This is a genomic window from Burkholderia sp. 572, assembly GCF_040545135.1.
In the GTDB taxonomy this organism is placed as follows: domain Bacteria; phylum Pseudomonadota; class Gammaproteobacteria; order Burkholderiales; family Burkholderiaceae; genus Burkholderia; species Burkholderia cepacia.
The window spans coordinates 359,537-384,986 of the sequence record NZ_JBEPLH010000005.1 but is presented as its reverse complement, the minus strand read 5'-3'; the positions used below and the strand labels follow the sequence as shown (position 1 = coordinate 384,986).

Sequence of the window (25,450 nt, the reverse complement as noted above, 5' to 3'; positions counted from 1 at the left end):
AAAAGCCCGGCGCGAGCCGGGCGTTTTTCGTTTCGGTGCAGGCGCGGACGATCAGTTCCCGCTGCCGCGCGTGACGCGGCGTGCCTTCACCGATTCCGCGAGGCCTTCGAGCACCTTCACGCTGTCGTCCCATGCGATGCACGCGTCGGTGATGCTCTGGCCGTAGGTCAGTTCGCAGCCTTCCTTCAGGTCCTGGCGCCCCTCGACGAGATGCGACTCGATCATCACGCCGACGATGCGGGCATCACCGGCCGCGATCTGGCGGCCGATGTCGGCACAGACGGGGATCTGGTTCTCGTGCTTCTTCGAGCTGTTCGCGTGGCTCGCGTCGATCATCAGGCGTGCGGCGAGGCCGGCCTTGCCGATGTCCGCGCACGCGGCGTTCACGCTTTCCGCGTCGTAGTTGGGCGTCTTGCCGCCGCGCAGGATCACGTGGCAATCCTCGTTGCCGGCCGTCGACACGATCGCCGAATGGCCGCCCTTCGTCACCGACAGGAAATGGTGCGGCTGCGATGCGGCTTTGATCGCGTCGACCGCGATCTTCACGTTGCCGTCGGTGCCGTTCTTGAAGCCGACCGGGCACGACAGCCCCGACGCGAGCTCGCGGTGCACTTGCGATTCGGTCGTGCGCGCGCCGATCGCGCCCCACGAGATCAGGTCGGCGATGTACTGCGGGCTGATCATGTCGAGGTATTCGGTCGCGGCCGGCAGGCCCATCTCGTTGATCTGGAGCAGCAGCTCGCGCGCGGTGCGCAGTCCTTCGTTGATCTTGAAGCTGTTGTCGAGGTGCGGATCGTTGATGAGCCCCTTCCAGCCGACCGTCGTGCGCGGCTTCTCGAAGTACACGCGCATCACGATTTCCAGCTCGCCCTTGAAGCGCTCGCGCTCCTTCACGAGCCGCCCCGCGTACTCGATCGCCGCCTTCGTGTCATGGATCGAGCACGGCCCGATCACCACGATCAGCCGGTCGTCCATCCCGTGCAGGATGCGGTGCATCGACTGGCGCGAGTTGTAGATCAGCTCGGACGCGGCTTCGGAGCACGCGAATTCGCGGATCAGGTGGGCGGGCGGCGTCAGTTCCTTGAGTTCGCGGATGCGGACGTCGTCGGTATTGTGCGGGGGCATGCTGTTTCTCCTTGGTTCCGGGCGCCGTTCGATCAGTGGGCGTGCGGCAGATTCATCAATTCAAGCGATTCAGTGGTTTCGGTCGGGGCCGCGGAACCGCTGCGGCGGCGACCGGGAAGCGAAGGGCGAAAAAAAACCGCCGGGTTCGCCGGCGGTTTTTTCGGGAATTTCGGTTGCGCTTTACGCGCCATCAACCCTCTCGATCCGCCAGCGGTCTGAGATGCCAAAAAAAGTAAAAGTAAAACTTGGCGGACATGACGGAGATTCGGTTCGTCAAAAAAGTTGATTCGGAATTTATACCCCGTCGCCGGGCGGCTGGCAACCGGGGAGCGTCGAAAATGCGGACATTCCGCGCATTTTCTTCAAAATGCGCGGAATGTCTGCGCCGCGATGCGGTTATGCCGTACCGCCGACCGTCATCTTGTCGATCCGCAGGGTCGGCTGGCCGACGCCGACCGGCACGCTCTGGCCTTCCTTGCCACATACGCCGACACCCGTGTCGAGCGACATGTCGTTGCCGATCATGCTCACGTACTTCAGCGATTCGGGGCCGCTGCCGATCAGCGTCGCGCCCTTCACCGGGTAGGTGATCTTGCCGTTCTCGATCATGTACGCCTCGGACGCCGAGAACACGAACTTGCCGTTCGTGATGTCGACCTGGCCGCCGCCGAAGTTCACCGCGTACAGGCCGTTCTTCACCGACGCGATGATTTCCTGCGGATCCTTGTCGCCGTTCAGCATGTACGTGTTGGTCATGCGCGGCATCGGCAGCGCCGCGTACGATTCGCGCCGCGCGTTGCCCGTGACCGGCATCTTCATCAGGCGCGCGTTCAGGGTGTCCTGGATGTAGCCCTTCAGGATGCCGTCCTCGATCAGCGTCGTGCACTGCGTCGGGTTGCCTTCGTCGTCGATGTTCAGCGAGCCGCGGCGGTTCGGCAGCGTGCCGTCGTCGACCACCGTCACGCCCTTCGCGGCGACCTGCTCGCCGATCCGGCCGGCGAACGCGGACGAGCCCTTGCGGTTGAAGTCGCCCTCGAGGCCGTGGCCGATCGCTTCGTGCAGCAGCACGCCCGGCCAGCCCGGCCCGAGCACGACCGTCATCGCGCCGGCCGGCGCGGGGCGTGCGTCGAGGTTCACGAGCGCCGCATGCACAGCGTCGTCGACGTAGCGGGACAGGACTTCGTCGGTGAAGTAGCCGTAGTCGAAGCGGCCGCCGCCGCCGCCGGAGCCGATTTCGCGGCGGCCGTTCTGCTCGGCGATCACCGTGACCGACACGCGTACGAGCGGGCGGATGTCGGCCGCGAGCGCGCCGTCGCTGCGCGCGACCAGCACGACGTCGTATTCGCCGGCGAGGCCGGCCATCACCTGCGTGACGCGCGGGTCGCGGCCGCGCGCCATCTGCTCGATGCGCTCGAGCAGCTTGACCTTGGCCGTCGCGTCGAGCGACGCGAGCGGATCGGACGGCAGGTACAGGTCGCGGCCCGAGATGCCCTTCAGCGACGTGGCCGCCTTGATCTTCTGGCGGCCGCCGCCGGCTGCCGCGATCGCCTTGGTGGCGGCAGCGGCTTGCGCGATCGCCTCCGGCGACAGGTCGTCCGAGTACGCGAACGCGGTGCGGTCGCCCGCGACCGCGCGCACGCCGACGCCCTGGTCGATGCTGAAGCTGCCCGATTTGACGATGCCTTCCTCGAGGCTCCACGCTTCGCTGCGGGTCGCCTGGAAGTACAGGTCCGCGTAGTCGACGCGATGCGTGAAGATGTCGGCGATCGTGCGCGTGAGCAGGCTTTCGTCGAGGCCGTACGGCGTGAGCAGGATGTCCTTCGCCAGCGCGAGGTTGCGGATGCCGGGTTCGATGATGTTCATGCGGATATCGGGGTTTCTCAAAAAGTTGTCGGGTGCTTCTGGGCAGATGGGTTGGCCGCGCGGTGTTTCAAGCGGTGCGGCGGATTCAGGTCAGCACGCGGTGCCGCCACGCGGGCAGGCTCTGGCGCACGTCGGCGATGCGCTGCGGATCGAGCGCGCCGCGCACGACGCTTGCGCCCGCGTCGCGAACCGCGACGATCTCGCCCCACGGGTCGATCAGCATGCTGTGGCCCCAGGTGCGCCGGCCGTTCTCGTGCTTGCCGCCTTGCGCGGCCGCGAGCACGTAGCACTGGTTCTCGACGGCCCGCGCGCGCAGCAGCGTTTCCCAGTGCGCGCGGCCGGTCGTATACGTAAACGCCGACGGTACGACGATCAGTGCGCAGTCGCCCATCCTGCGATACAGCTCCGGAAAGCGGAGATCGTAACAGACGGACAGGCCGACCCGCCCGAACGGCGCGTCGAACGTGACGACCGTATCGCCCGCGCGGATCGTGCGCGCCTCGTCGAACGACTCGTCGTCTTTCTCGAAGTTGAACAGGTGGATCTTGTCGTAGCGCGCGGCTTCGTTGCCGGATGGATCGAACACGAGCGTCGTGTTGAGCACGCGATCGGGCTCCGGGGCCTTCAGCGGCAGCGTGCCGCCGATCACCCAGATGCCGTGGCGACGCGCGGCGTCCGCGAGGAAATGCTGGATCGGGCCGTCCCGGTAAGGTTCGGCGAGCGCGAGCTTGTCGGTGTCGCGGTGACCCATGAAGCAGAAGTACTCGGGCAGCAGCACGAGCTGCGCGCCTTCGCCGGCGGCTTCCGCGATCAGGCGGCGCGCCTCGGCGAGATTGCGCGCGACGTCCGGCGTGCTCACCATCTGCAGCGCGGCGACCTGGAAGGGCGTGGCGGAACGGGTGTGGTCGGTCATCGCTGGATCGGTTGCGTCATAAATGGGGTGCGGCCCGGCACCGTGCGCGGCCCGACGCGCGGCTCAATGGCTCGCCGCATCGGCCGGACCGTGATTCATCTTACCCTGATCGCCCCGCACCCGCTCGATGTGCGGGTGCGCCCACGAGCCGGTGATCGTGTAGTCGAGCGCGAACGCGCGCGACAGCGTCTCCGACAGCGCGTAGTTCGCGGCCAGCACGCCGACGCCGAGCAGCGGGTTGACGATGGCCGCCCCGATCGCGGCCGCGCCCGCGCTGATTTTCGGCGCGACGTGCGCGTGCAGGTCCTGCGTCTCGGTGCCGAGATCCACCGCGCCGCGCACGGTGACGTTCGCGGGCCCGGTCATCATCGAGAAGTCGTCGGTGCGGGCGATTCCGTTCGAGATCCGGCCGGTGCCCGTGATCTTGTCGAACGGCAGCCCCTTGCCGATCACGTCGCGGAAATTCAGCGTCAGGAAGCGCGCGAGGCTCTGCAGGCTCAGCACGCCGAGGAGCTTCGCCGCGCCCGGATCGACCTTCAGGATCTGGCCGTGTTCGAGGTCGAGCGCGATCTGGCCGCCGAGCGACGGCAGGTCGACCGCGGTCGGGCCGCCGCGCCAGCCGACCTTGCCGGTGACCGTGCCGTGACCGTCCGCGAGCGTGCGCGGCAGGCCGACGCGGTCGAGCAGCGCGCCCGCGTTGTCGATGTCGAGCTTGAAGTCGAACACGGTGCGGCGCGGTGCGTCGTTTTCGTCGGCGCCGCGGGCAAGCGCGCGGCGCGAGGTGCGCCAGTTGCCGGTCGCCGTCAGCTTCGCGGCCGGGTTCGACAGCTCCAGCTTGTCGAGCTGCCAGACCGGCGTGCCGGCTTCGTCGATGTTGCGCGCGTTGACGACGAGACGGCCGATGTCGTGGTTGCGCGCGACGACCTGGTCGACGATCAGGTCGATCGACGGCATCGGGCGGTCGGTCGGCGTCGGCAGGTTCATCGCGCGGCCGACGAGATCGTGCTGCGCGCTGTCGGGCACCACGAGCTTCGCGAGCCGCGCGTTCAGCACGCCCGCGCCGTTGTGGCCGCCGCCCGGCGCCCATGACAGGTAGCCCGACACCTGGTTCGACGCGATGTTCGCCTGCCAGAGCTCGTCGACGTGCGACGCGCCGACGATCACGTTTTCCCAGTTACGCTTGAGCAGCTTCAGCGTGCCGAAATGGAGCGCGAAACGCTTCGGCGCGAAGCTCGCGAAATCGACGCGCGGCGCGGCTTGCGGCTCCTGCGCGCGCGGCGTGTCGGGCTTCAGCGTATGGGCCAGCGCGAGCCACGCATCGGCGTCCAGTTCGTTGACGTCGACGGCCGCGCTCACGCCGTCCTGCGGCATGTCGGGCATCCGGTGGATGCCCATCGCGCCGCGCACCGCGCGCAGCGGCTGGCCGCGCGTCGCGTCGAGCAGGTAGGTCGCGGACACGGGGCCGAGCGTCAGGTCGGCGTGCTCGAGGCGCTTGCCGTCCGCCTGCGGCGCCGGCTGCAGCGTGAAGCTGAACGGCATCGGCGTACCGGCCGGTTTTGCGAACGGCGCGGGGAAATTCAGTGCCACGCCGGTCAGGTCGGAATGCGCGCTGATGTCGGGCAGGCGGCCCGGCGCGCCGCGCACGGCGACCTTGTACGGCGCGTCGCCGACCACGTGCTCGAGCAGCGCGGCCGCCGGGCCGTGCAGGTTCAGGCCGCGCGCGGCGTCGAGCGCGAGCCGGCCGTCGACGTCCACCGTATACGGGCCGTGCGACTGGAAGTTGCCGCTCGCGCGCACCGGGCCGCCGAGGAAGCGCCCCGACAGGTCGTGCAGCGATGCGCCGGCCTCGGTGAACCGGACACTGCCGCGCAGCGCGGACAGCGGCGGCACGCCGCTCGTCGTCAGCGTGTTGCCGCCGAACGCGAGCGCGCCTTCGATGTGCGTGTGCGGATGCGGAACGTGCTGCGGAATCATGATCTTGAGCGCGAGCGACGCGGGCCCCTGCGCATCGATCCGCTGGCCGATATGCCCGCTCATCGTGCCGAGCGAGCTGTTGTCCGCGTAGTCGATCAGGTCGGCGAGCGGGCCCTGCGCATGACCGTCGATGATGAGCGGCGAGTGGCTCGGGTTGCCGAGATCGTCGATGCGGCCCGCGACCTTCGTCAGCGCGACGCGCTTGTAGTGCGCACGATCGATGTCGAAGCGCAGCTTGTTCTGCGCGAGCTCGAACACGCCGTTGATCCCGTCGAGCGCCGGCCAGACGCTCGGCGTGCCGTTCGCGAGCTTGCGCGGCGGGTACGGCGTCGGTTCGAAGCGGCCGCCGGTGAACGGCGCGACGATGTGGAACACGCCGGCGTCCGGCTCGTGTTCGAACGGGAATTTCTCGAGCGGGCCGCGCGCGACGATCGACGCACCCTTGGTCACCTGGCCGGCCTGCAGCGCGTGGCCGAGATAGTCGCGCAGGTGTTCGGACATCCCGGTCGGCAGGTAGCGCGGAATGCGCGCCACCGACGCGCGGGCGAAATCGGCACGCAGGTCGAGCGAGCCGCGGCCGTGGCCGGGGTTCGTGTACGAGCCCGATACCGCGATTTCGGCATCGGGGTTCGAGACGAGCAGGTCGGGCAGGGTCACGTCGACGCGCGCATGCTTTTCGCCGGCAGCGGGCGTGATCACCCACCTTGCGTTGCCGCGCAACCGGTCGAACGTCAGGCGCGGCTCGTCGAATTCGCCGGGTACCGTGACCGCCGCGTTGACCGTATCGAAATGCGCGCTGCCGCCCGTCTCGTTCGCATCGACGCGGCCCCACAGGTTCTCGACGCCCGGCCAGCCGGCCCGCGGGTGGCCACGCGGCGACAGCCCGGGCGGCGGCTCCTGCGCGGCGAAGCTGATGCCCTGCAGATCGCCGAGGAAGCGATAGCGGACGATCGGCGCGGCGCCCATGCGCCGCTCCTCGTCGGCGAGGTCGGCCCGCGCGGGCTTCGCGCGTTCGACCTCGATGTGATAGTTCGACACCATCCCGCGCGGGTCGATCTTGATCAGCTCGTTGCGCAGGCGCGCCGGCAGCGGCAGCCCGCGAATGAACTCGCTGAGAATGCCGAGATCGACGCGGTCGCCGACGACGCTCAACAGCTGCCCCTGGCTGGCGGTCGGCACACGGTAGCGGGCCGTCAGCGTCGACAGCGCGAGCGAGCGGGCGAGCGGTGTGCCGTCCGGCAGCGGCGGCTGGCCGAGCTCCGCGTTGAAGCGTGTCAGGTGCAGCGTGTAGTCGTGGCCGGCATCGAGCTGCATGTCCCAGCCGAAGCCGACCGTCGGCACGTCGAGCCGCGGCTGCGTCGGGCGCACGCGCAGCGCGACGTCCGCGCCCTGCAGGTCGCCGCCCGCCGAATGCAGGTGGCCGTCGCTGAAGGTGGCCCAGATCGCGTTGTCGATCCGGCCCGCGTGGATCGTGAGCGGCATGTCGAGGTAGCGCCCGAGCGTCTGCAGGTCGACCGGGCCCGTCGACAGGTACGCGTCGCCCGACCAGTTCGACGGCTTGCCGACCGGTGCGAGCGGCTTGTGCCTGAAGCGCGCGCGGAAATCGAGCGGGCCGAGCAGCAGCGTGCCGTTCGCGGGCGCCTGCAGCGCGGCCTTGTGCACGCGGCCGTCGTTGAGCACCGCGAGCCGGATGCCCGACAGCACGAGCTCCGGCGCGTCGTGCTGCGCGTCGCGCCAGCGCAGCGTGCCGCCGCGCAGCACGATCGCTTCCTGCTTCAGCAGCCACGTGCCGAACGTGTCGTTGCCGCCGTGAGTGGTTGCCACGCCGACGCCCGCGACGCTCAGCGAGCCGTCGGCCGCACGCGCGACGACGAGGTCGGGCTGGTCGACGATCAGGCTCGACAGCGCGGGCGACAGCCGCAGCAGCGACATCCACGACAGCGCGGCCGTTGCATGCGGCACCGACAGCGCGACCTTGCCGTCGTGGCCGCGGATCGTCAGGTTCGTGAGTTCGACGCCCGGCTGCATGCCGGACCAGTTCGGGGAAAGCTTGCCGATCGAAAGCTGCGTGTGGAGCTTGTCGGACACCGCGCGCTCGATGCGCGGGCGGAATTCGTCGATGCGGGGCAGCAGTACGTAGCGCAGCCCGAGGAACGCGCCGGACGCGACGAAGTAGGTGCCGAGCCCGACTGCCAGCGTCACCCGGAACACGCGGCGCAGGACCGGATGATCGTGCTTCGGAGGTCCCGCTTCGGGCGCAGCTACGGCGGATTCCTGACGGTCGGACATGCGGCGGACGGGCGGCGATATGGTAGTTTTGCAGACTGACGTTGAAATGTATCACACGGGTTCGTGCCGGCGGCCGTTGCGGCAGCGCGGCACGGGCTTTCCGGCGCGCGGTTTCGCGGCGGGCGCACGCGCGTCCCGCGATGCCGCGCCGAATCCATGGGGCTGGCCGATAGCGGGGCGCGCACGCGCCGGCCGCTGCCGGCCAGTCTTTCCGCCAGGCCCGCTTCTCGATGACCGACGCTTCCGCCCTGATCAGCACGTCCTATTCCCGATACCTTGCTCGCGCGGCTGCCGCGCGGCCCGCGCTGGCCGAACAGGTCGCCGCGTGGGCCGCCGCGCCGCTCGGCCGCGTGCAGCTCGACGCGCGCCTCACCGAGCTGCTGGCGACGCCGGCCGGCACGGCCGCGCCGACCGAGGAGCAACTGAAGCGCGCGCTGCGGCAGTTGCGTGTCGAGGCGTTCGGCGCGGTCGCGGAACGCGACCTGCGCGGGCTGGCGGACGTCGCCGAGGTCACGGGCGCGATGACCGATCTCGCCGAAGTGGCCGTGCAGCGTTCGCTCGCGCTGCTGTCGGTTGAACTCGAGGCGCTGTACGGCGAGCCGCGCGGCGCCGACGGCCAGCGCGTCGTGCTCGGCGTGGTCGGGATGGGCAAGCTCGGCGGCCGCGAGCTGAACGTGTCGTCGGACATCGACCTGATCTTCGTCTACGAGGACGACGGCGAGACGACCGGCGGCGCGCGTTCGCCGCTGTCCACGCAGGAATACTTCACGCGGCTCGGCCGGCGCCTGATCGGCGTGCTGTCCGAGGTCACGGCCGACGGCTACGTGTTTCGCGTCGACATGCGGCTGCGTCCGAACGGCGATTCGGGGCCGCTCGTCTGCAGCCTCGGCATGCTCGAGGAATATTTCTACGTGCAAGGGCGCGAGTGGGAGCGCTATGCGTGGATCAAGGGGCGGCTCGTGTCGGAAGGCGACAGCGACGCGGCGCGACGGCTGGAGTCGCAGCTCGAGTCGATCGTCAAGCCGTTCGTGTATCGCCGCTATCTCGATTTCGGCGTGATCGGCGCGATCCGCTCGCTGCACCAGCAGATCCGGCAGGAAGCCGCGCGCCGCGCGTCGATGCGGCCCGACAAGTCGGACGACATCAAGCTCGGGCGCGGCGGGATCCGCGAGATCGAGTTCAGCGCGCAGGTATTCCAGCTGATCCGGGGCGGCCAGGATGCGGAATTCCGCGTGCGGCCGACGCTCGCGGTGCTGCGCCATGCGCAGGCGCGCGGGCTGATCGGCGAGGACGTGTGCGCGCGCCTGGCCGATGCTTACAACTTCCTGCGCACGCTCGAACACCGGCTGCAGTACCGCAACGACGCGCAGACGCACGCGATGCCGGTCGAGCCGGATGAACGCGCGGCGCTGGCTGCATCGCTCGGCTTTGCCGACTACGCGGCGCTGATGACGGTGCTGGATGAGCACCGGAACTTCGTCGAGGCGCAGTTCGACCAGATCTTCGCGGACAAGGTGAAGGGCGGCGGCCCTTGCGCGGCGGGTGACGACACGGCCGCCGCATGGATCTGGAGCGGCGCGTTGGGCGACGACGGCGAGGACGATGCGCTGGTCGCGCGCCTCGACGGCCTCGGCTTCGCCGATCCGGCCGCCGTGCTCGCGCGGCTGCGTGCGATCTGGCAATCGACGCGCTACATGGGCCTGCCGGAAAAGAGCCGGCAGCGCTTCGACAGCGTCGCGCAGCGGGCGCTCGAGGCCGCGCCGAACATCGACGCCGCACGCCGCGACGACACGATCGTGCGCCTGTTCGACCTGCTCGAGACGGTCAGCCGGCGCGGCGTCTATCTCGCGCTGCTGACCGAGTATCCGGCCGCGCTCGACCGCGTGCTGTCGGTGCTCGGCGCGACGCGCTGGGGCGGCGGATACCTGATCCGCCACCCGCAACTGCTCGACGAGCTGCTCGACGACGAGGCGATCGCGAGCCCGTTCGACTGGCCTGCGTTCAAGGACGCGCTGCGTGCGCGCCTCGCGGCGGCCGACGGCCCCGAGCAGCAGATGGACCTGCTGCGGCACGCGCAGCACGCGGAGGTGTTCCGGATCCTGCTGATCGACCTGGCCGGGCAGCTGTCGGTCGAGCACGTGAGCGACCGGCTGTCCGAGCTGGCCGACGCCGTGCTCGACGTGACGATCGAAGTCGTCTGGTCCCAGCTCGCGAAACGCCATCGCGACGTGCCGAAGTTCGCGGTGATCGCGTACGGCAAGCTGGGCGGCAAGGAGCTCGGCTACGCATCCGATCTCGACCTGATCTTCCTGTACGACGACGCGGACGAGCGCTCGGCGGACGTCTACACGACCTTCACGCGGCGGCTCATCACGTGGCTCACCACGGCGACCGGGGCCGGCGCGCTGTTCGACATCGACCTGCGGCTGCGGCCGAACGGCGAGGCCGGGCTGCTCGTCACCGATCTCGATGCGTTCCGCCGCTACCAGCTGCGCGAGGGCGACGCCGCGAACACCGCGTGGGTGTGGGAGCACCAGGCGCTGACGCGTGCCCGCTACAGCGCGGGCGACGCGCAGATCGGCGCGGACTTCGAGGCGATCCGCCAGCAGGTACTGACGACGCCGCGCGACGGCGGCGTGCTCGCGAAGGAGATCGTCGACATGCGCGGCAAGGTGTTTGCCGGCCATCCGAACCAGACCGATCTGTTCGACCTGAAGCACGATCGCGGCGGGATGGTCGACATCGAATTCATCGTCCAGTACTGGGTGCTGCTGCACGCGTCGAGCGACGCCGAGCTGATCCGCAACACGGGCAACATCGCGCTGCTGCGCGAGGTCGCGCGCTTCGGGCTGATGGGCGAGGACGAGGCCGAGCGCGTCGGCGCGGCCTACCGGAAGTACCGGAAGCTGCAGCACAAGCTGCGGCTCGACGGGATGGAGAAGGCGCGGGTCGATCCGGCCGTGGTGGCCGACGAGCGCGCAGCCGTGACGGCGCTGTGGGCGCGCGTGTTCGGGACGGCTGAAACGGGCGTTTGAGTCGGGCGTTCGAATCGGACGTTCGAATCGGGTGTTCGAATTCGTGGAGCAGGGCGGGCGCAATCGGGCGAGCGGCCGTGCGGAAAAAAGACCGGCGCATGCGCCGGTCTTTTTGCATTCGGCCGATGCGATGCCCGCGTCAGGCCGCCAGCATTTCCTTCGCGTGCTTGCGCGTCGTGGCCGTGATCTCGAGCCCGCCGAGCATCCGCGCGACTTCCTCGATCCGGTTGGCGCGGTCGAGCGCGACGACCGTCGACACCGTGCCGCCGCGCTCGTCGGCGCCCTTCGCGACCTGGAAGTGGTGGTCGCCGCGCGCGGCGACCTGCGGCAGGTGCGTCACGCACAGCACCTGGCGATCGCGCCCGAGCTGGTGCAGCAGGCGGCCGACCACTTCGGCGACGCCGCCGCCGATCCCCGTATCGACTTCGTCGAAGATCAGCGTCGGCGTCGGGCTCGCCGCGCTTGCGATCACCGCGAGCGCGAGGCTGATCCGCGCGAGTTCGCCGCCCGACGCGACCTTCGCGAGCGGCCGCAGCGGCACGCCGGGGTGGCCGGCGACCCGGAATTCGACCTGCTCGAGCCCGTGCGGGCCGCCGTCGGCGAGCGGGACGAGCGCGACTTCGAAGCTTCCGCCCGCCATCGACAGTTCCTGCATGCCGGCCGTGACGGCCGTGCCGAGCGCCTTGGCGGCCTGCGCGCGCGCCTTCGACAGATGCCCGGCATCGGCGAGGTAGGCCTCTCGCGCCTTGGCCTGCGTCGCCTCGAGCGCACCGAGATCGGCGGCCGCGTCGAGCGCGGCGAGCTGCGCGCGGCGTGCCGCGTGTTCTTCGTGCAGCGTGTCGGGCGGCAACCGGAACTTGCGGGCGGTCGAGTGCAGCGCATCGAGGCGCGTTTCGACCTGCGCGAGCCGCTCGGGATCGAGATCGACGCGCTGCGCATAGTGCGACAGCGAGTAGACGGCTTCCTGCAGCTGGATCTCGGCCGGTTCGAGCGACGCGAGCGCGTCGCCGAGCGCGGTGTCGTAGTCGGCCAGGCTGCGCAGCTTCGACACGATTGCGCCGAGCTGCGCGAGCATCGCGTCGTCGGCCTCGGACAACGCGTTGAGTGCGCCGCGCACGCCGTCGATCAGGTTCGCCGAATGCGACAGGCGCTTGTGCTCGTTGCTGACTTCGTCCCATTCGCCGGGCTGCGGCGCGAGCTTGTCGAGCTCGGCGAGCTGCCACGCGAGCTTTTCGCGTTCGAGCTGCAGCTCCCGCTCGTGCGCCTTCGCGGCCTCGATCGCCTGCGTCGCGTCGCGCCACACGCGCCACGCGCGCGCGACGTTCGCCGCATCGGCGACGAGCCCCGCGTGCGTGTCGAACAGCTCGCGCTGCGCGTCGGGCCGCATCAGCAGCTGGTGCGCATGCTGGCCGTGGATGTCGACGAGCATTTCGCCGAGTTCGCGCAGCTGCGCGAGCGTCGCGCTGGTGCCGTTGATGAATGCGCGCGACCGGCCGTTCGCGTCGATCACGCGGCGCAGCATCACGGTGTCCTCGGTGTCGAACGCGTGTTCGTCGAGCCAGCGCGCGACGCGGTCGTGCGGCGTGAATTCGGCGGTGATGTCGGCGCGGCCGCAGCCGGTGCGCACGACGCTCGCGTCGGCACGTTCGCCGAGCGCGAGGGCGAGGGCGTCGATCAGGATCGATTTCCCGGCGCCGGTTTCACCGGAAAAGACGGAAAAGCCGCTGTCGAATTCGAGATCGAGCGCGGCGACGATGACGAAGTCGCGGATCGAGAGGTGGCGGAGCATGGTGTCGGGCGGAGCGGCGTCAGGACGCCTTGTCGTCTTCGTTCGAGGCGTGTTCGTTCCAGTGCAGCTTCTTGCGCAGCGTCGCGTAGTAGCTGTAGCCGATCGGGTGCAGGAACGGCACCGTGTGCTTCGAGCGGCGCACCTCGATCGTGTCGTTCAGCTCGAGCGACGTGAACGACTGCATGTCGAAGTTCACGTTGACGTCGCGCCCGCCGACGATCTGGATCGCGATCTTCGAATCGTCAGGCAGTACGATCGGCCGGTTCGACAGCGCGTGCGGCGCGATCGGCACGAGCACGATGCCCTGCAGCTGCGGATGGAGGATCGGGCCGGCCGACGACAGCGCGTAAGCGGTCGAGCCGGTCGGCGTGGCGACGATCAGGCCGTCCGAACGCTGGTTGTACATGTACCGGCCGTCGACCGACGCGCGCAGCTCGACCATCCCGGAGAAGCCGCTGCGGTTCACGACGACGTCGTTGAACGCGAGCGCGTGGTAGATCGGTTCGCCGTCGCGCATGATCCGGGCCTCGAGCAGCGAGCGCTCCTCGCGCTCGAACTTGCCCGACAGGATCACCGGGACGAGTGCCTGCATGTCGGCGGCCGCGATATCGGTGATGAAGCCGAGCCGCCCGTGGTTGATCCCGATCAGCGGTGTCTTGTATGGCGCGAGCTGACGGCCGATGCCGAGCATCGTCCCGTCGCCGCCCAGTACGACCGCCACGTCGGCGCGCGCCCCGATTTCGGCCGGGGTCAGCGCCGGGTAGCCGGTGATGCCGATCTCGCGCGCGGTCTCGGCTTCGAAGACGACCTCGAAGCCCCGCTTGGCGATGCAGGCGGCCAGCGTGGCGAGCGGCTCGGCGATGTTCGGCGTGTTGCTCCGGCCGACGAGCGCGACAGTGTTGAACTGATTACCGGTTTTCATGCCGGCATTACACCATAGCTCGTTGACGAAAAGAACCGGCTGTGCGCTGACGGGGCCGGATCGGGTCGGCCCGCGCATCGGTGGCCGACGCCACTCGCCGCGGTCGCGCGGTTGCGCTAAAATTTTCCACCATGCTAGATCCTCGCGCACGAACCCTCCTGAAAACCCTGATCGAACGGTATATCGCCGACGGTCAGCCAGTCGGATCGCGCACGTTGTCCCGTTACTCCGGGCTCGAGCTGAGCCCGGCGACGATCCGCAACGTGATGTCCGACCTGGAGGAACTCGGCCTCGTGTCGAGCCCGCACACGTCGGCCGGCCGCGTGCCGACGCCGCGCGGCTACCGGCTGTTCGTCGACACGATGCTGACGGTCGAGGTGCCGATCGACGCCGAGGCCGTCGCGCGGCAGGTGCAGAACACGCTGCAGGCCGGCGAGCCGCAGCAGCGCGTCGTGGCGGCCGCCGCGAGCGTGCTGTCGAACCTGTCGCAGTTCGCGGGCGTCGTGCTGACGCCGCGCCGCAGCCACGTGTTCAAGCAGATCGAGTTCATGCGCCTGTCGGACAAGCGCATCCTGCTGATCATCGTGACGCCCGAGGGCGACGTGCAGAACCGGATGCTCGCGACGCCGCGCGACTACTCGCCGTCGCAACTGACCGAGGCGTCCAACTACATCAACGCGCATTTCGCCGGACTGTCGTTCGACGAGGTGCGCCGTCGCCTGCGCGACGAGATCGACCAGTTGCGCGGCGACATGACCACGCTGATGCATGCGGCCGTGACGGCCAGCACCGAGGTGCCCGACACCGAGGACACCGTGCTGATTTCCGGCGAGCGCAACCTGCTCGAGGTGGCGGATCTCTCGTCCGACATGGCGCGGCTGCGCAAGCTGTTCGACGTATTCGACCAAAAGACGGGCCTCCTGCAACTGCTCGACGTGTCGAGCCACGCCCAGGGCGTGCAGATCTTCATCGGCGGCGAATCGACGCTCGTGCCGATCGAGGAAATGAGCGTCGTTACCGCCCCTTACGAGGTGAACGGGCAGATCGTCGGCACGCTCGGCGTGATCGGCCCGACCCGCATGGCGTACAACCGCGTGATCCCGATCGTCGACATCACCGCGCGGCTGCTGTCGCTCACGCTGAGCCAGCAGTAGCCTGCGAGCCCAGCCCGATCCCGCCCCGTCATCGTGCCGCGGCGCCGCGTGGGCCGACAGTCGGCCGAACGGCCAGCCGACCGGCGCGAGGCGGCCCGCTATAATTGAGAGCCGTCCGGTCCCGTGCCCCGAGCACGTTCTTGCCCATGCGTTTCGATCTTGAGCCGCCTTCGAGTATCGCGGCCGCCCATCGCATCGGTGTGCTGCTGATCAATCTCGGCACGCCCGATGCGCCCACGCCGCGTGCCGTGCGGCGCTATCTGGCCGAATTCCTGTCGGATCCGCGAGTCGTCGAGATTCCGCAGGCCATCTGGCAAGTGCTGCTGCGCACGCTGATCCTGCCGCTGCGCGGCCGCGCGTCCGCGAAGAAATACGCGGCCGTCTGGATGCCCGAGGGCTCGCCGCTGCGCGTGCATACCGTGCGCCAGACCGACGGCGTGCGGCACCTGCTCGCGTCGAACGGTTATCAAGTGCAGGTCGACTACGCGATGCGCTACGGCAGTCCGAACATTTCGCACGCGCTCGCGCAGTTCAAGCGCGCCGGCGTCGAGCGCGTGCTGCTGATGCCGATGTATCCGCAATACTCGGCGTCGACCACGGCCACCGCATTCGACGCCGCATTCGACGCGCTCTCGCGCATGCGCAACCAGCCGGAGGTGCGCACGATACGGCACTACGCAGACCATCCGGCCTATATCCACGCGCTGGCCGAGCAGGTGCGCCAGTATTGGGCGCAGCACGGCCGGCCGGACTTCGCGGCCGGCGACAAGCTCGTGCTGAGCTTTCACGGCGTGCCGAAGCGCACGCTCGACCTCGGCGATCCCTATCACGACCAGTGCCAGCAGACGGGCGCGCTGCTGATGGCCGCGCTCGGGTTGTCGACGACCGAGTGCCGCGTCACGTTCCAGTCGCGTTTCGGCAAGGCCGAATGGCTGCAGCCTTATACCGCGCCGACGCTGCGCGAGTTCGGCGAGGCCGGCGTACAGCGGGCCGACGTGTTCTGTCCCGGTTTCACGGCCGATTGCCTGGAGACGATCGAGGAGATCGGCATGGAGGTGCGCGACGAGTTCCTCGCCGGTGGCGGCAAGGCATTCCACCGGATTCCGTGCCTGAATGGCGCGCCCGCGTGGATCGGCGCGCTCGGCGAGATCGTCGCCGAGAATCTGCAGGGCTGGCCGGTCAAGGCCGCGCAGCCCGAAACGGTGGGTGAGGTGCGATGAATTACAAGATTTCGACCGAACCGGGCGCGAAGCTGCGCATCGACAAATGGCTGTGGGCGGCCCGGTTCTTCAAGACGCGCTCGCTTGCGACCGATGCGGTCGACAAGGGGCACGTGAAGATCGGCGGGGCTGCAGTCAAGCCGGCGAAGGAAGTGCGCGTGGGCGACGAGGTCGAAATTGCGATCGACGGCATCGTCTGGCACATTGCCGTACTCGGCGTGTGCGACGTGCGCGGGCCGGCGAGCGTCGCGCAGACGCTTTACGAGGAAACGGAAGCGGGGCGGGCCGCACGGCTCGCCGAACTGGAGCGGCGCCGCACGTATCGCGAGCCGGCGGCCGAATTGCACGGCCGGCCGACGAAGCGCGACCGGCGCATCATCGACAGATTTTCTGGTGGGAGCTGAACATCTGGTCGAACGTCGCCCGCGCGCTCCCGTATTCGGTCGTGCGGTCGGTGACGGCTCCCGACAGGCAGATGGTGGTGGTGCCGGCAATGAGTACCAGCGCGACCACCGATATCGCAAAGGTCAGTTTCACGGTACTCCCCTCGAGAAGGGGTGAAAACGGCGCCAGGTGGTGGTTGTAAGGCGTCGGTCAGCTAAGGGTAAACACGCTTTTCCGACGCTTGAGTGGAGTGTAGTGCAGCGGGACTGTGCCAAGCTAGTACTTGCCAGGTAAGCGTTGTTACAGCCCGTTTCGCCTGCTTTGGCGGACTATGCGTGCGATGCACCGGTGCGACGCGCGGTTGTTTCGCGGCATTGGAGAATGCCGGCGAATAACCCTCTTGAAATCGCAGTTTTCACCCTTATTTGCACCAGCAATGTGCGGTGCCGCCGGGTATACGGTCCGGCGGTTGCCGATTTGGCTTCAACCTCTAATCGACTTTCAGCGACATGGAAAACACGCAAGAGAACCCGTCTACCCAATCGGCCGAAGATATCGGCAGCGAGAAGCAGGCGGCGCAAGGCGCTGCTCCCGCCGCCGAAGCAGCCGACGCGGCGCTCGCGGAGGCTCAAGCCAAGGTCGCCGAGCTGCAGGAGAGCTACCTGCGGGCGAAGGCCGAGACCGAGAACGTCCGCCGCCGCGCGCAGGACGACGTCTCGAAGGCGCACAAGTTCGCGATCGAGAGCTTCGCGGAGCACCTGCTGCCCGTGCTGGACAGCCTGGAAGCAGCCGTCAACGACACGTCCGGCGACATCGCGAAGGTGCGCGAAGGCGTCGAGCTGACGCTGCGCCAGCTGACGAGCGCACTCGAGAAGGGCCGCGTCGTCGCGATCAACCCGGTCGGCGAGAAGTTCGATCCGCACCAGCACCAGGCGATTTCGATGGTGCCGGCCGAGCAGGAGCCGAACACCGTCGTCACGGTGCTGCAGAAAGGCTACACGATCGCCGACCGCGTGCTGCGTCCGGCGCTCGTCACCGTCTCGCAGCCGAAGTAAGGGCGTCGCGATGGTGCCCGCCGGCGTCGATCCGGCCGCATTTGACGCGTTCGACATGCAGGCGCTGGACGCCGGCACGTTCGACGCGGCGATCGACGGCGCGGGGGACGCGCTTGCGGTGGTGTTCTTCTGGGGCGTCGACTGCTTCAACTGCGAGATCGCGAAGAAGGCGATGCTCGCCCAGCCCGACGCCATCCGCGCGCTGGGCTTGAAGTGGTTCCATTGCAACGTGTACGAACACCACCAGCTGGGGCGCCGCTTCGGGCTGCACGGTGTGCCGACTTGGTTCTTCTTCCACCGCGGCAAGCGGCTCGGCCGCGCGACGGGCTGGCATGGCCTCGCGCAGTTCCAGGCGGCCGTGTCGGCGGCGCGCGCGAAAATCGCAGCGGCGGGCAGCGATCCCCTAGCCGGCGGCGATTGAAAAAATTTAATATCCGCATCGCTCGGCGGGTCTTGAAAACGGATCGGCCGGACGCATTTCGGGAACAGAGTTGAATTCTGGCGCGCGAAACCGCCCCAAAACGAGGGGTTTTGCGCAGCAAACAAGCATTTCTGGAGATTAGGAAAAATGGGAAAGATCATCGGTATTGACCTCGGCACCACGAACTCGTGCGTTGCCATCATGGAAGGCAACCAGGTCAAGGTCATCGAGAACTCGGAAGGCACGCGCACCACGCCTTCGATCATCGCCTACATGGACGACAACGAAGTGCTCGTCGGCGCGCCGGCCAAGCGTCAATCGGTGACCAACCCGAAGAACACGCTGTTCGCAGTGAAGCGCCTGATCGGCCGCCGCTTCGAAGAGAAGGAAGTCCAGAAGGACATCGGCCTGATGCCTTACAGCATCATCAAGGCCGACAACGGCGATGCATGGGTCGAAGCGCACGGCGAAAAGCTCGCGCCGCCGCAGGTTTCGGCGGAAGTGCTGCGCAAGATGAAGAAGACGGCCGAAGACTACCTCGGCGAGCCGGTCACGGAAGCCGTGATCACGGTGCCGGCGTACTTCAACGACAGCCAGCGCCAGGCAACCAAGGATGCCGGCCGCATCGCGGGCCTCGAAGTCAAGCGGATCATCAACGAGCCGACCGCAGCCGCGCTCGCGTTCGGCCTCGACAAGGCCGAGAAGGGCGACCGCAAGATCGCCGTGTATGACCTCGGCGGCGGTACGTTCGACGTGTCGATCATCGAAATCGCGGACGTCGACGGCGAAATGCAGTTCGAAGTGCTGTCGACCAACGGCGACACGTTCCTCGGCGGCGAAGACTTCGACCAGCGCATCATCGATTACATCATCGGCGAGTTCAAGAAGGAGCAGGGCGTCGACCTGTCGAAGGACGTGCTCGCGCTGCAGCGCCTGAAGGAAGCCGCTGAAAAGGCGAAGATCGAGCTGTCGTCGAGCCAGCAGACCGAAATCAACCTGCCGTACATCACGGCGGACGCGTCGGGCCCGAAGCACTTGAACCTGAAGATCACCCGCGCGAAGCTGGAAGCGCTGGTGGAAGATCTCGTCGAGCGCACGATCGAACCGTGCCGCATCGCGATCAAGGACGCAGGCGTCAAGGTGTCGGACATCGACGACGTGATCCTGGTCGGCGGTCAGACGCGCATGCCGAAGGTCATGGAGAAGGTGAAGGAGTTCTTCGGCAAGGACCCGCGCCGTGACGTGAACCCGGACGAAGCCGTCGCGGTTGGCGCGGCGATCCAGGGCCAGGTCCTGTCGGGCGACCGCAAGGACGTGCTGCTGCTCGACGTGACCCCGCTGTCGCTCGGTATCGAGACGCTCGGCGGCGTGATGACGAAGATGATCAGCAAGAACACGACGATCCCGACGAAGCACGCGCAAGTGTATTCGACGGCGGACGACAACCAGGGCGCCGTGACGATCAAGGTGTTCCAGGGCGAACGCGAAATGGCAGCCGGCAACAAACTGCTCGGCGAGTTCAACCTCGAAGGCATCCCGCCCGCACCGCGCGGCGTGCCGCAGATCGAAGTGACCTTCGACATCGACGCGAACGGCATCCTGCACGTCGGCGCGAAGGACAAGGCGACCGGCAAGGAAAACAAGATCACGATCAAGGCGAACTCGGGTCTGTCCGAGGCTGAAATCGACCAGATGATCAAGGACGCGGAAGCGAACGCAGCGGAAGATCACAAGCTGCGCGAGCTGGCCGATTCGCGCAACCAGGGCGATGCGCTGGTCCACAGCACGAAGAAGGCGCTGACCGAGTACGGCGACAAGCTGGACGCGGGCGAGAAGGAAGCGATCGAAGCGTCGCTGAAGTCGCTCGAGGAAGTGCTGAAGGACACGTCGGCCGACAAGGCTGCGATCGACGCGAAGGTCGAGGAACTCGGCAAGGTTTCGCAGAAGCTCGGCGAAAAGATGTACGCCGACATGCAGGCCCAGCAAGCGGGTGCGGCCGGCGCAGCGGGTGCAGCGGAAGGTGCGGCCCACGCGGGCGGCGCGCAACAGGCTGCCGACGATGTCGTCGACGCCGAGTTCAAGGAAGTGAAGAAGGACTAAGCCGGGTTGCCCCGGTGCCGCACGCCGCGCGCGCAACACGCGCGCGGCGCGGCTGACGGGCTGGCTGACAAGCGGTCTGTCTTTCCTTCCGGATGGCCGGATCGACTCCACGCCTGGCGGGCTTTGCGGCCCTCCGGGCACATTTGTTTTTTGGCGGGTGCTGCACGAGCCGTCCGCGGACGGGCGCAGCGCCAGACGAGTCGAGAGACTTTACTGCGGGCGAAAGGAGCCGCCGCGTGCGCGATGCGTGGCGGCACAGTGAATCGATATGGCGAAACGGGATTACTACGAGGTTCTGGGCGTCGCGAAGAATGCGAGCGACGACGAAATCAAGAAGGCATATCGCAAGCTTGCGATGAAGTATCACCCTGACCGCAATCCGGACAACAAGGATGCGGAAGAGCATTTCAAGGAGGTGAAGGAAGCCTACGAAATGCTCTCGGACAGCCAGAAGCGGGCCGCGTACGACCAGTACGGCCATGCGGGCGTCGATCCGAACATGGGCGGTGCGGGCGCACAGGGCTTCGGCGGCTTCGCGGATGCGTTCGGCGACATCTTCGGCGACATCTTCGGCCAGGCCGCGGGCGGCGCCGCGCGCGGCGGCCGTGGCGGCCCGCAGGTGTATCGCGGTGCCGACCTGCGCTACAGCATGGAAATCACGCTCGAGCAGGCCGCCCACGGCTACGACACGCAGATCCGCGTGCCGAGCTGGGTGTCGTGCGAGGTCTGCCACGGGTCGGGTGCGAAGCCCGGCACGAAGCCGGAAACCTGCCCGACCTGTCATGGCCAGGGCACGGTGCGCATGTCGCAGGGCTTCTTCAGCATCCAGCAGACCTGCCCGAAGTGCCACGGCACGGGCACCTACATCCCCGAGCCGTGCGTGCATTGCCACGGGTCGGGCAAGGTGAAGGAAACCAAGACGCTCGAAGTGAAGATCCCGGCCGGGATCGACGACGGGATGCGCATCCGCTCGGCCGGCAACGGCGAGCCGGGCATCAACGGCGGGCCGCCGGGCGACCTGTACGTCGAGATCCACATCAAGCCGCACTCGGTGTTCGAGCGCGACGGCGACGATCTCCACTGCCAGATGCCGATCCCGTTCACGACCGCCGCGCTCGGCGGCGAGATCGAGGTGCCGACGCTGGCCGGCCGTGCATCGTTCCCGGTGCCGGAAGGCACGCAGTCGGGCAAGACGTTCCGGCTGCGCGGCAAGGGCATCAAGGGGCTGCGTTCGAGCATCGCGGGCGATCTGTACGTGCACGTGCAGGTCGAGACGCCCGTGAAGCTGACCGACAACCAGCGCGACCTGCTCAAGCAGTTCGAGAAGTCGCTGGCCGAGGGCGGCGCGCGTCACAGCCCGCAGAGCAAGAGCTGGTTCGACCGTGTGAAGAGCTTCTTCGAGTAACTCGAGTAACAGCATGACTGAAGGCAACGAGAGCGCGTCGTTCGCGCTCTTGGACGATTGCGACTCGACCGCGTCCGCGCGGTCGAGTCGTTTGTATTCGGGATTCGTGCGCGAACGCGTGTGCACGGATCCGGCGCGGCTCGACGCAGTCGATGCGGCGGTGGCGCAGGACCTGCGCGACGGGCTGCATGCGGTCGTCGTCGGCGATTACGAATTCGGACGCAACCTGCAACGGGCGCAGCCGGGCCATGCCCCGCTGCGCTTTTTGCTGTATGCGCGCTGCGAACGCCTGTCGCGCGACGAAGTCGACGCGTGGCTCGCGCGGCAGGACGGCGGCAGCGACGCGCCGTCGATCGCGGGTGTCGCGCATGTCGCGAAGAGCGTGTCGCGCGATGCGTTCGATGCGGCGATCGCCGCGGTGCACGACGCGCTGCGCGCGGGCGATTCGTATCAGGTCAACTACACGTACCGGCTGAACTTCGATGTGTTCGGCACGCCGCTCGCGCTGTACCGGCGGCTGCGTGCGCGCCAGCCGGTGCGCTACGGCGCGCTGGTTGCGTTGCCCGACGGGGCGTGGGTCGTGTCGTGTTCGCCCGAGCTGTTCGTCGAGAAGCACGGCGACGTGCTGCGCGCGCGGCCGATGAAGGGCACCGCACCCCGTTCGGCCGACCTTCGCGACGATGCGGCGGCGGCCGCGTTCCTCGCGAGCGATCCGAAGAACCGCGCGGAAAACGTGATGATCGTCGACCTGCTGCGCAACGACGTATCGCGGATCGCGCGCACCGGGACGGTTCGCGTGCCGGCGCTGTTCTCCGTCGAGCCGTATGCGTCGGTGTGGCAGATGACGTCGACGGTCGAGGCCGGCTGGCGCGAAGGGACGACGTTCGCGCAGATGCTGCGTGCGCTGTTTCCGTGCGGATCGATCACGGGCGCGCCGAAGTACAAGACGATGCAGTTGATCGATGCGATCGAGTCGACACCGCGCGGCCTCTATACGGGCGCGATCGGCTGGCTTGACGCCGCTAAGCAAGGCGCCGATTCCGACGTGCCGGGTGAGCGCCTCGCCGGTTGTGGCGATTTTTGCCTGTCGGTCGCGATCCGGACGCTGACGCTCGGTGCTACCAGTGAAGGTGCGACCGGTGCCGAAGCACGCAATCCGGCAACGCTAATCGCCGGCCGGCGCCGTGGCACGATGGGGGTCGGCGCGGGCATCGTGCTCGACAGTGTCGCGGCCGACGAATATGCGGAGTGCGAATTGAAAGCACGATTCCTGACGGATGCCGATCCCGGCTTCCAGCTGTTCGAAACGACCGCCGCCACGCGTGCGGACGGTATCCGGCACCTCGATCGTCATCTCGCGCGGCTGCAGCGTAGCGCGGATGCATTCGGCTTCCGCTTCGACCCCGAGGCGCTACGCCGCGAGATCGACGCGCGCTGCGCGGCGCTCGACGGCGACGTCACCTACCGGATGAAGCTCGCGCTCGCGAAGGACGGCACGGTCGAGATCGTCGCGGCACTGCTCAAGCCGCTGCCGGCGGGGCCGGTCGGCGTGTTGCTGGCGTCCGCGCACGGCTTCGCATCGACCCGTGCGAGCGATGCGCTGCTGCTGCACAAGACGACGCGCCGCGCCGAATACGATCGCGCGTGGCAGGCGGCGGAGGCGCTCGGGTGCTTCGACATGCTGTTCGTCAACGAGCGCGGCGAGGTGACGGAAGGCGGGCGCTCGAATGTGTTCGTGAAGCTTGACGGCCAGTGGGGAACGCCGCCGCTGGCGTCCGGCGTGCTGCCGGGCGTGATGCGTGGTGTACTGCTCGACGATCCGGCACTAGGCGCAAAAGAGCGTGCGCTGACGCTCGACGATGTGCTGAACGCGGATGAGTTGATGATCTGCAACGCGTTGCGCGGGCCGATGGTGGCGCGGCTGATTCACGGCTGAACACCGACCTGAACGCGGATTATTTCCGCGGCGTACATTGCCAGCTTTGCACGATGGCGTGCCCGTGCCTGTAACGCGCGACGCAAGTCTGTGCCTGTTTGCCGAGCGGCCGTGCGATCACGACGCTCGTATTGCCGTAGTCACATGAGACCCAGTAGTCTTCACGGTTTTCGGCGAGCGACCAGACATAAATGTCGCTCTGGGACTCGGAGCGCGAGCGGTTCGGCAGCAACGAAGTCATCCGGTCCGGTGGCCCCGACCAGAAGGTGACGCTGGCAAGCGGATATGTGCTTTGCGTGTCGAAGTTTTTCCAGCCGTCGGGTGGTTGACCGTCGAGCTGCTGAGTAACGGCGACGCGTGCGGGGCAATCTGTTGTCGCAGCGGACGCAGGTAACGTGATGAGCGGACCGTATGCGAGCATGGCGATGGCGAGCTGCCGATACGGTGCTTGGCGGATGCGCATCGTCATTTCACGACCGAAAATGCATCGGCGTTATTGCTCGGATCGATGTAACGGCCATTTTTGTCCTTGCCTTTGAACGGAATGCATCGTCTCTGAATTGCCTTGAGTGAGCGCCATTGTTCAACGACGTAGATACCGCGTACATCCTGGCTCAGATAGAACGCAGCATGATTGCCATGCGATCGGCTTGGGTAGCGATCGTTCTCGAAAGTTGCAATGACGGTCCCGACGCGGATACTCCGGTCGCCCGCTGCCTTCCTTTCCGGTCGCCAGATGGCGGTGGGGCCGACGGACGTATAAATTTTGACCAGTGCGACGCATTCTCCGTCGCCTGCCAGCTTTTGCCCGACGAGGTCAGCTGCCTTTTCATACACATGAGCCATCTTTCACACGCCTTCGATTGACGAAGGCTTGATGGTCGCAGCGACGAAGAAGAGCGGAAATAGGACGAGTTAGAAAGTACACGTTGTCCGACAATGCAGTATGAGAAACGGCGTACCGCATTGCCGGCCACGTCAGCGAGTGTGCGTCGGCGATCGCCGACAGCGCGCCCGCGGCGCTGCCCTCCCGATCAGAACGAATGTTCCGCCCCAGGGAACGAACCATCCTTCACCGCGTGCACGTACGCTTCGACGGCCGCCTGGATGTTCGGCTGACCCTGCATGAAATCCTTCACGAAGCGCGGCCGCTTGCCGGGGAACACGCCGAGCATGTCGTGCAGCACGAGCACCTGGCCCGAGCAGTCGACGCCCGCGCCGATGCCGATCGTCGGAATCTTGAGCATGTGCGTGACTTCGGAGGCGACCAGCGTCGGCACGGCTTCGAGCACGACGAGCTGCGCGCCCGCATCCTCGATCGCGCGCGCGTCGCGCAGCAACTGGGCGGCACCGGCTTCGGTCTTGCCTTGCACCTTGAAGCCGCCGAACGCGTGCACCGATTGCGGCGTGAGGCCCACGTGCGCGCATACGGGCACCGCGCGCTCGACGAGGAAGCGGATCGTCTCGGCGAGCCATTCGCCGCCTTCGAGCTTGACCATCTGCGCGCCGGCACGCATCAGCTTGACGGCACTCGCGAACGCCTCGGCCGGCGTACCGTACGTGCCGAACGGCAGATCGGCGACGACCAGCGCGCGCGGCTGCGCGCGGGCGACACAGGCGGTGTGATACGCGATGTCGTCGAGCGAGACGGGCAGCGTGGTCGTTTGGCCCTGCAGCACGTTGCCGAGCGAATCGCCGATCAGCAGCACGTCGACGCCCGAACGGTCGAGCAGGGCGGCAAAGCTCGCGTCGTAGCAGGTGAGCATCGCGATCTTCTCGCCGGCGACGCGCATTGCCTGCAGCTTGGGCACCGTGACGGCAGGCCGGCTCGATTCCTGGAGATAGGTCATGGGAAATCCGGTTCG

General features: G+C 67.7%; 20 protein-coding genes. 10 read left to right on the top strand and 10 right to left on the bottom strand.

Annotation, left to right across the window (positions count from 1 at the left end):
- Nucleotides 1-51: 51 nt before the first annotated feature.
- Nucleotides 52-1,125: a 3-deoxy-7-phosphoheptulonate synthase AroG gene (gene aroG / locus ABIC51_RS12670; RefSeq protein WP_027788323.1), complete on the bottom strand. Its 1,074-nt coding sequence runs from the start codon at nucleotides 1,123-1,125 to the stop codon at nucleotides 52-54.
- On the opposite strand from aroG, the gene ABIC51_RS12665 reads away from it, so the two are divergent.
- Nucleotides 1,124-1,411, top strand: a complete 288-nt coding sequence (locus ABIC51_RS12665) for a hypothetical protein (protein WP_162269110.1) — start codon at nucleotides 1,124-1,126, stop codon at nucleotides 1,409-1,411. The two genes, aroG and ABIC51_RS12665, sit on opposite strands and share 2 nt — an antisense overlap.
- A gap of 110 nt (nucleotides 1,412-1,521) precedes the next feature.
- Here the strand turns inward: ABIC51_RS12665 and tldD are convergent, their stop codons facing one another.
- The 3 genes from tldD to ABIC51_RS12650 all read right to left on the bottom strand — a co-directional run bounded on the left by tldD (nucleotide 1,522) and on the right by ABIC51_RS12650 (nucleotide 8,164).
- On the bottom strand, nucleotides 1,522-2,988 hold the full coding sequence (tldD, locus tag ABIC51_RS12660; RefSeq protein ID WP_021163847.1) for a metalloprotease TldD: 1,467 nt from the start codon (nucleotides 2,986-2,988) through the stop codon (nucleotides 1,522-1,524).
- An 85-nt stretch (nucleotides 2,989-3,073) separates the two neighbouring features.
- Nucleotides 3,074-3,901: a carbon-nitrogen hydrolase family protein gene (locus ABIC51_RS12655; protein WP_226129120.1), complete on the bottom strand. Its 828-nt coding sequence runs from the start codon at nucleotides 3,899-3,901 to the stop codon at nucleotides 3,074-3,076.
- A 63-nt stretch (nucleotides 3,902-3,964) separates the two neighbouring features.
- Complete coding sequence (locus ABIC51_RS12650; protein WP_226129118.1) at nucleotides 3,965-8,164, bottom strand: YhdP family protein; 4,200 nt, start codon at nucleotides 8,162-8,164, stop codon at nucleotides 3,965-3,967.
- 230 nt (nucleotides 8,165-8,394) lie between these two features.
- Here ABIC51_RS12650 and glnE point away from each other — a divergent pair, with 230 nt between their 5' ends.
- Complete coding sequence (gene glnE, locus ABIC51_RS12645) at nucleotides 8,395-11,199, top strand: bifunctional [glutamate--ammonia ligase]-adenylyl-L-tyrosine phosphorylase/[glutamate--ammonia-ligase] adenylyltransferase (protein WP_059698823.1); 2,805 nt, start codon at nucleotides 8,395-8,397, stop codon at nucleotides 11,197-11,199.
- Between the two features lie 139 nt (nucleotides 11,200-11,338).
- On the opposite strand, the gene recN is transcribed toward glnE, so the two are convergent.
- Both recN and ABIC51_RS12635 read right to left on the bottom strand, forming a co-directional pair.
- The gene (gene recN / locus ABIC51_RS12640; protein ID WP_059698824.1) at nucleotides 11,339-12,988 is read right to left on the bottom strand and encodes a DNA repair protein RecN; all 1,650 of its coding nucleotides are present in this window, start codon (nucleotides 12,986-12,988) and stop codon (nucleotides 11,339-11,341) included.
- A 19-nt stretch (nucleotides 12,989-13,007) separates the two neighbouring features.
- On the bottom strand, nucleotides 13,008-13,910 hold the full coding sequence (locus ABIC51_RS12635; protein WP_027788318.1) for an NAD kinase: 903 nt from the start codon (nucleotides 13,908-13,910) through the stop codon (nucleotides 13,008-13,010).
- Between the two features lie 131 nt (nucleotides 13,911-14,041).
- Here ABIC51_RS12635 and hrcA point away from each other — a divergent pair, with 131 nt between their 5' ends.
- The 3 genes from hrcA to ABIC51_RS12620 all read left to right on the top strand — a co-directional run bounded on the left by hrcA (nucleotide 14,042) and on the right by ABIC51_RS12620 (nucleotide 16,688).
- Nucleotides 14,042-15,064, top strand: coding sequence for a heat-inducible transcriptional repressor HrcA (hrcA, locus tag ABIC51_RS12630; protein ID WP_021162218.1), 1,023 nt, complete (start codon nucleotides 14,042-14,044; stop codon nucleotides 15,062-15,064).
- A 146-nt stretch (nucleotides 15,065-15,210) separates the two neighbouring features.
- Nucleotides 15,211-16,284 carry a ferrochelatase gene (hemH, locus tag ABIC51_RS12625; protein ID WP_059698977.1) on the top strand — a complete coding sequence of 358 codons (1,074 nt, stop codon included), beginning with the start codon at nucleotides 15,211-15,213 and terminating at the stop codon, nucleotides 16,282-16,284.
- Nucleotides 16,281-16,688, top strand: coding sequence for an RNA-binding S4 domain-containing protein (locus ABIC51_RS12620; protein WP_021162216.1), 408 nt, complete (start codon nucleotides 16,281-16,283; stop codon nucleotides 16,686-16,688). Before hemH ends, ABIC51_RS12620 begins: the two co-directional genes overlap by 4 nt.
- Here ABIC51_RS12620 and ABIC51_RS12615 read toward each other — a convergent pair.
- Entirely contained in the window at nucleotides 16,660-16,821 is a 162-nt protein-coding gene (locus ABIC51_RS12615; protein WP_006476841.1) for a hypothetical protein, read from the bottom strand. The two genes, ABIC51_RS12620 and ABIC51_RS12615, sit on opposite strands and share 29 nt — an antisense overlap.
- 356 nt (nucleotides 16,822-17,177) lie before the next feature.
- On the opposite strand from ABIC51_RS12615, the gene grpE reads away from it, so the two are divergent.
- From grpE to ABIC51_RS12590, 5 genes are all read left to right on the top strand, one after another.
- Nucleotides 17,178-17,723, top strand: coding sequence for a nucleotide exchange factor GrpE (gene grpE, locus ABIC51_RS12610; protein WP_146253369.1), 546 nt, complete (start codon nucleotides 17,178-17,180; stop codon nucleotides 17,721-17,723).
- A gap of 10 nt (nucleotides 17,724-17,733) precedes the next feature.
- A complete protein-coding gene (locus ABIC51_RS12605) occupies nucleotides 17,734-18,144 on the top strand; it encodes a thioredoxin family protein (protein ID WP_059528987.1) in 411 nt (136 codons plus the stop codon).
- 147 nt (nucleotides 18,145-18,291) lie between these two features.
- Nucleotides 18,292-20,244 (top strand): molecular chaperone DnaK, encoded by a 1,953-nt coding sequence (dnaK, locus tag ABIC51_RS12600; RefSeq protein ID WP_021162213.1) that lies wholly within the window; start codon nucleotides 18,292-18,294, stop codon nucleotides 20,242-20,244.
- Nucleotides 20,245-20,512: 268 nt separating this feature from the next.
- Nucleotides 20,513-21,649 carry a molecular chaperone DnaJ gene (dnaJ, locus tag ABIC51_RS12595; RefSeq protein ID WP_021162212.1) on the top strand — a complete coding sequence of 379 codons (1,137 nt, stop codon included), beginning with the start codon at nucleotides 20,513-20,515 and terminating at the stop codon, nucleotides 21,647-21,649.
- A gap of 13 nt (nucleotides 21,650-21,662) precedes the next feature.
- The gene (locus ABIC51_RS12590; protein ID WP_175897902.1) at nucleotides 21,663-23,585 is read left to right on the top strand and encodes a chorismate-binding protein; all 1,923 of its coding nucleotides are present in this window, start codon (nucleotides 21,663-21,665) and stop codon (nucleotides 23,583-23,585) included.
- Between the two features lie 19 nt (nucleotides 23,586-23,604).
- On the opposite strand, the gene ABIC51_RS12585 is transcribed toward ABIC51_RS12590, so the two are convergent.
- From ABIC51_RS12585 to panB, 3 genes are all read right to left on the bottom strand, one after another.
- Nucleotides 23,605-24,054, bottom strand: coding sequence for an STY0301 family protein (locus ABIC51_RS12585; protein WP_060078892.1), 450 nt, complete (start codon nucleotides 24,052-24,054; stop codon nucleotides 23,605-23,607).
- Nucleotides 24,051-24,431 (bottom strand): BPSL0067 family protein, encoded by a 381-nt coding sequence (locus ABIC51_RS12580; RefSeq protein ID WP_080981970.1) that lies wholly within the window; start codon nucleotides 24,429-24,431, stop codon nucleotides 24,051-24,053. The genes ABIC51_RS12585 and ABIC51_RS12580 overlap by 4 nt, the downstream gene beginning before the upstream one ends.
- Before the next feature lie 188 nt (nucleotides 24,432-24,619).
- Complete coding sequence (gene panB / locus ABIC51_RS12575) at nucleotides 24,620-25,435, bottom strand: 3-methyl-2-oxobutanoate hydroxymethyltransferase (RefSeq protein ID WP_027788311.1); 816 nt, start codon at nucleotides 25,433-25,435, stop codon at nucleotides 24,620-24,622.
- Nucleotides 25,436-25,450: the final 15 nt, after the last annotated feature.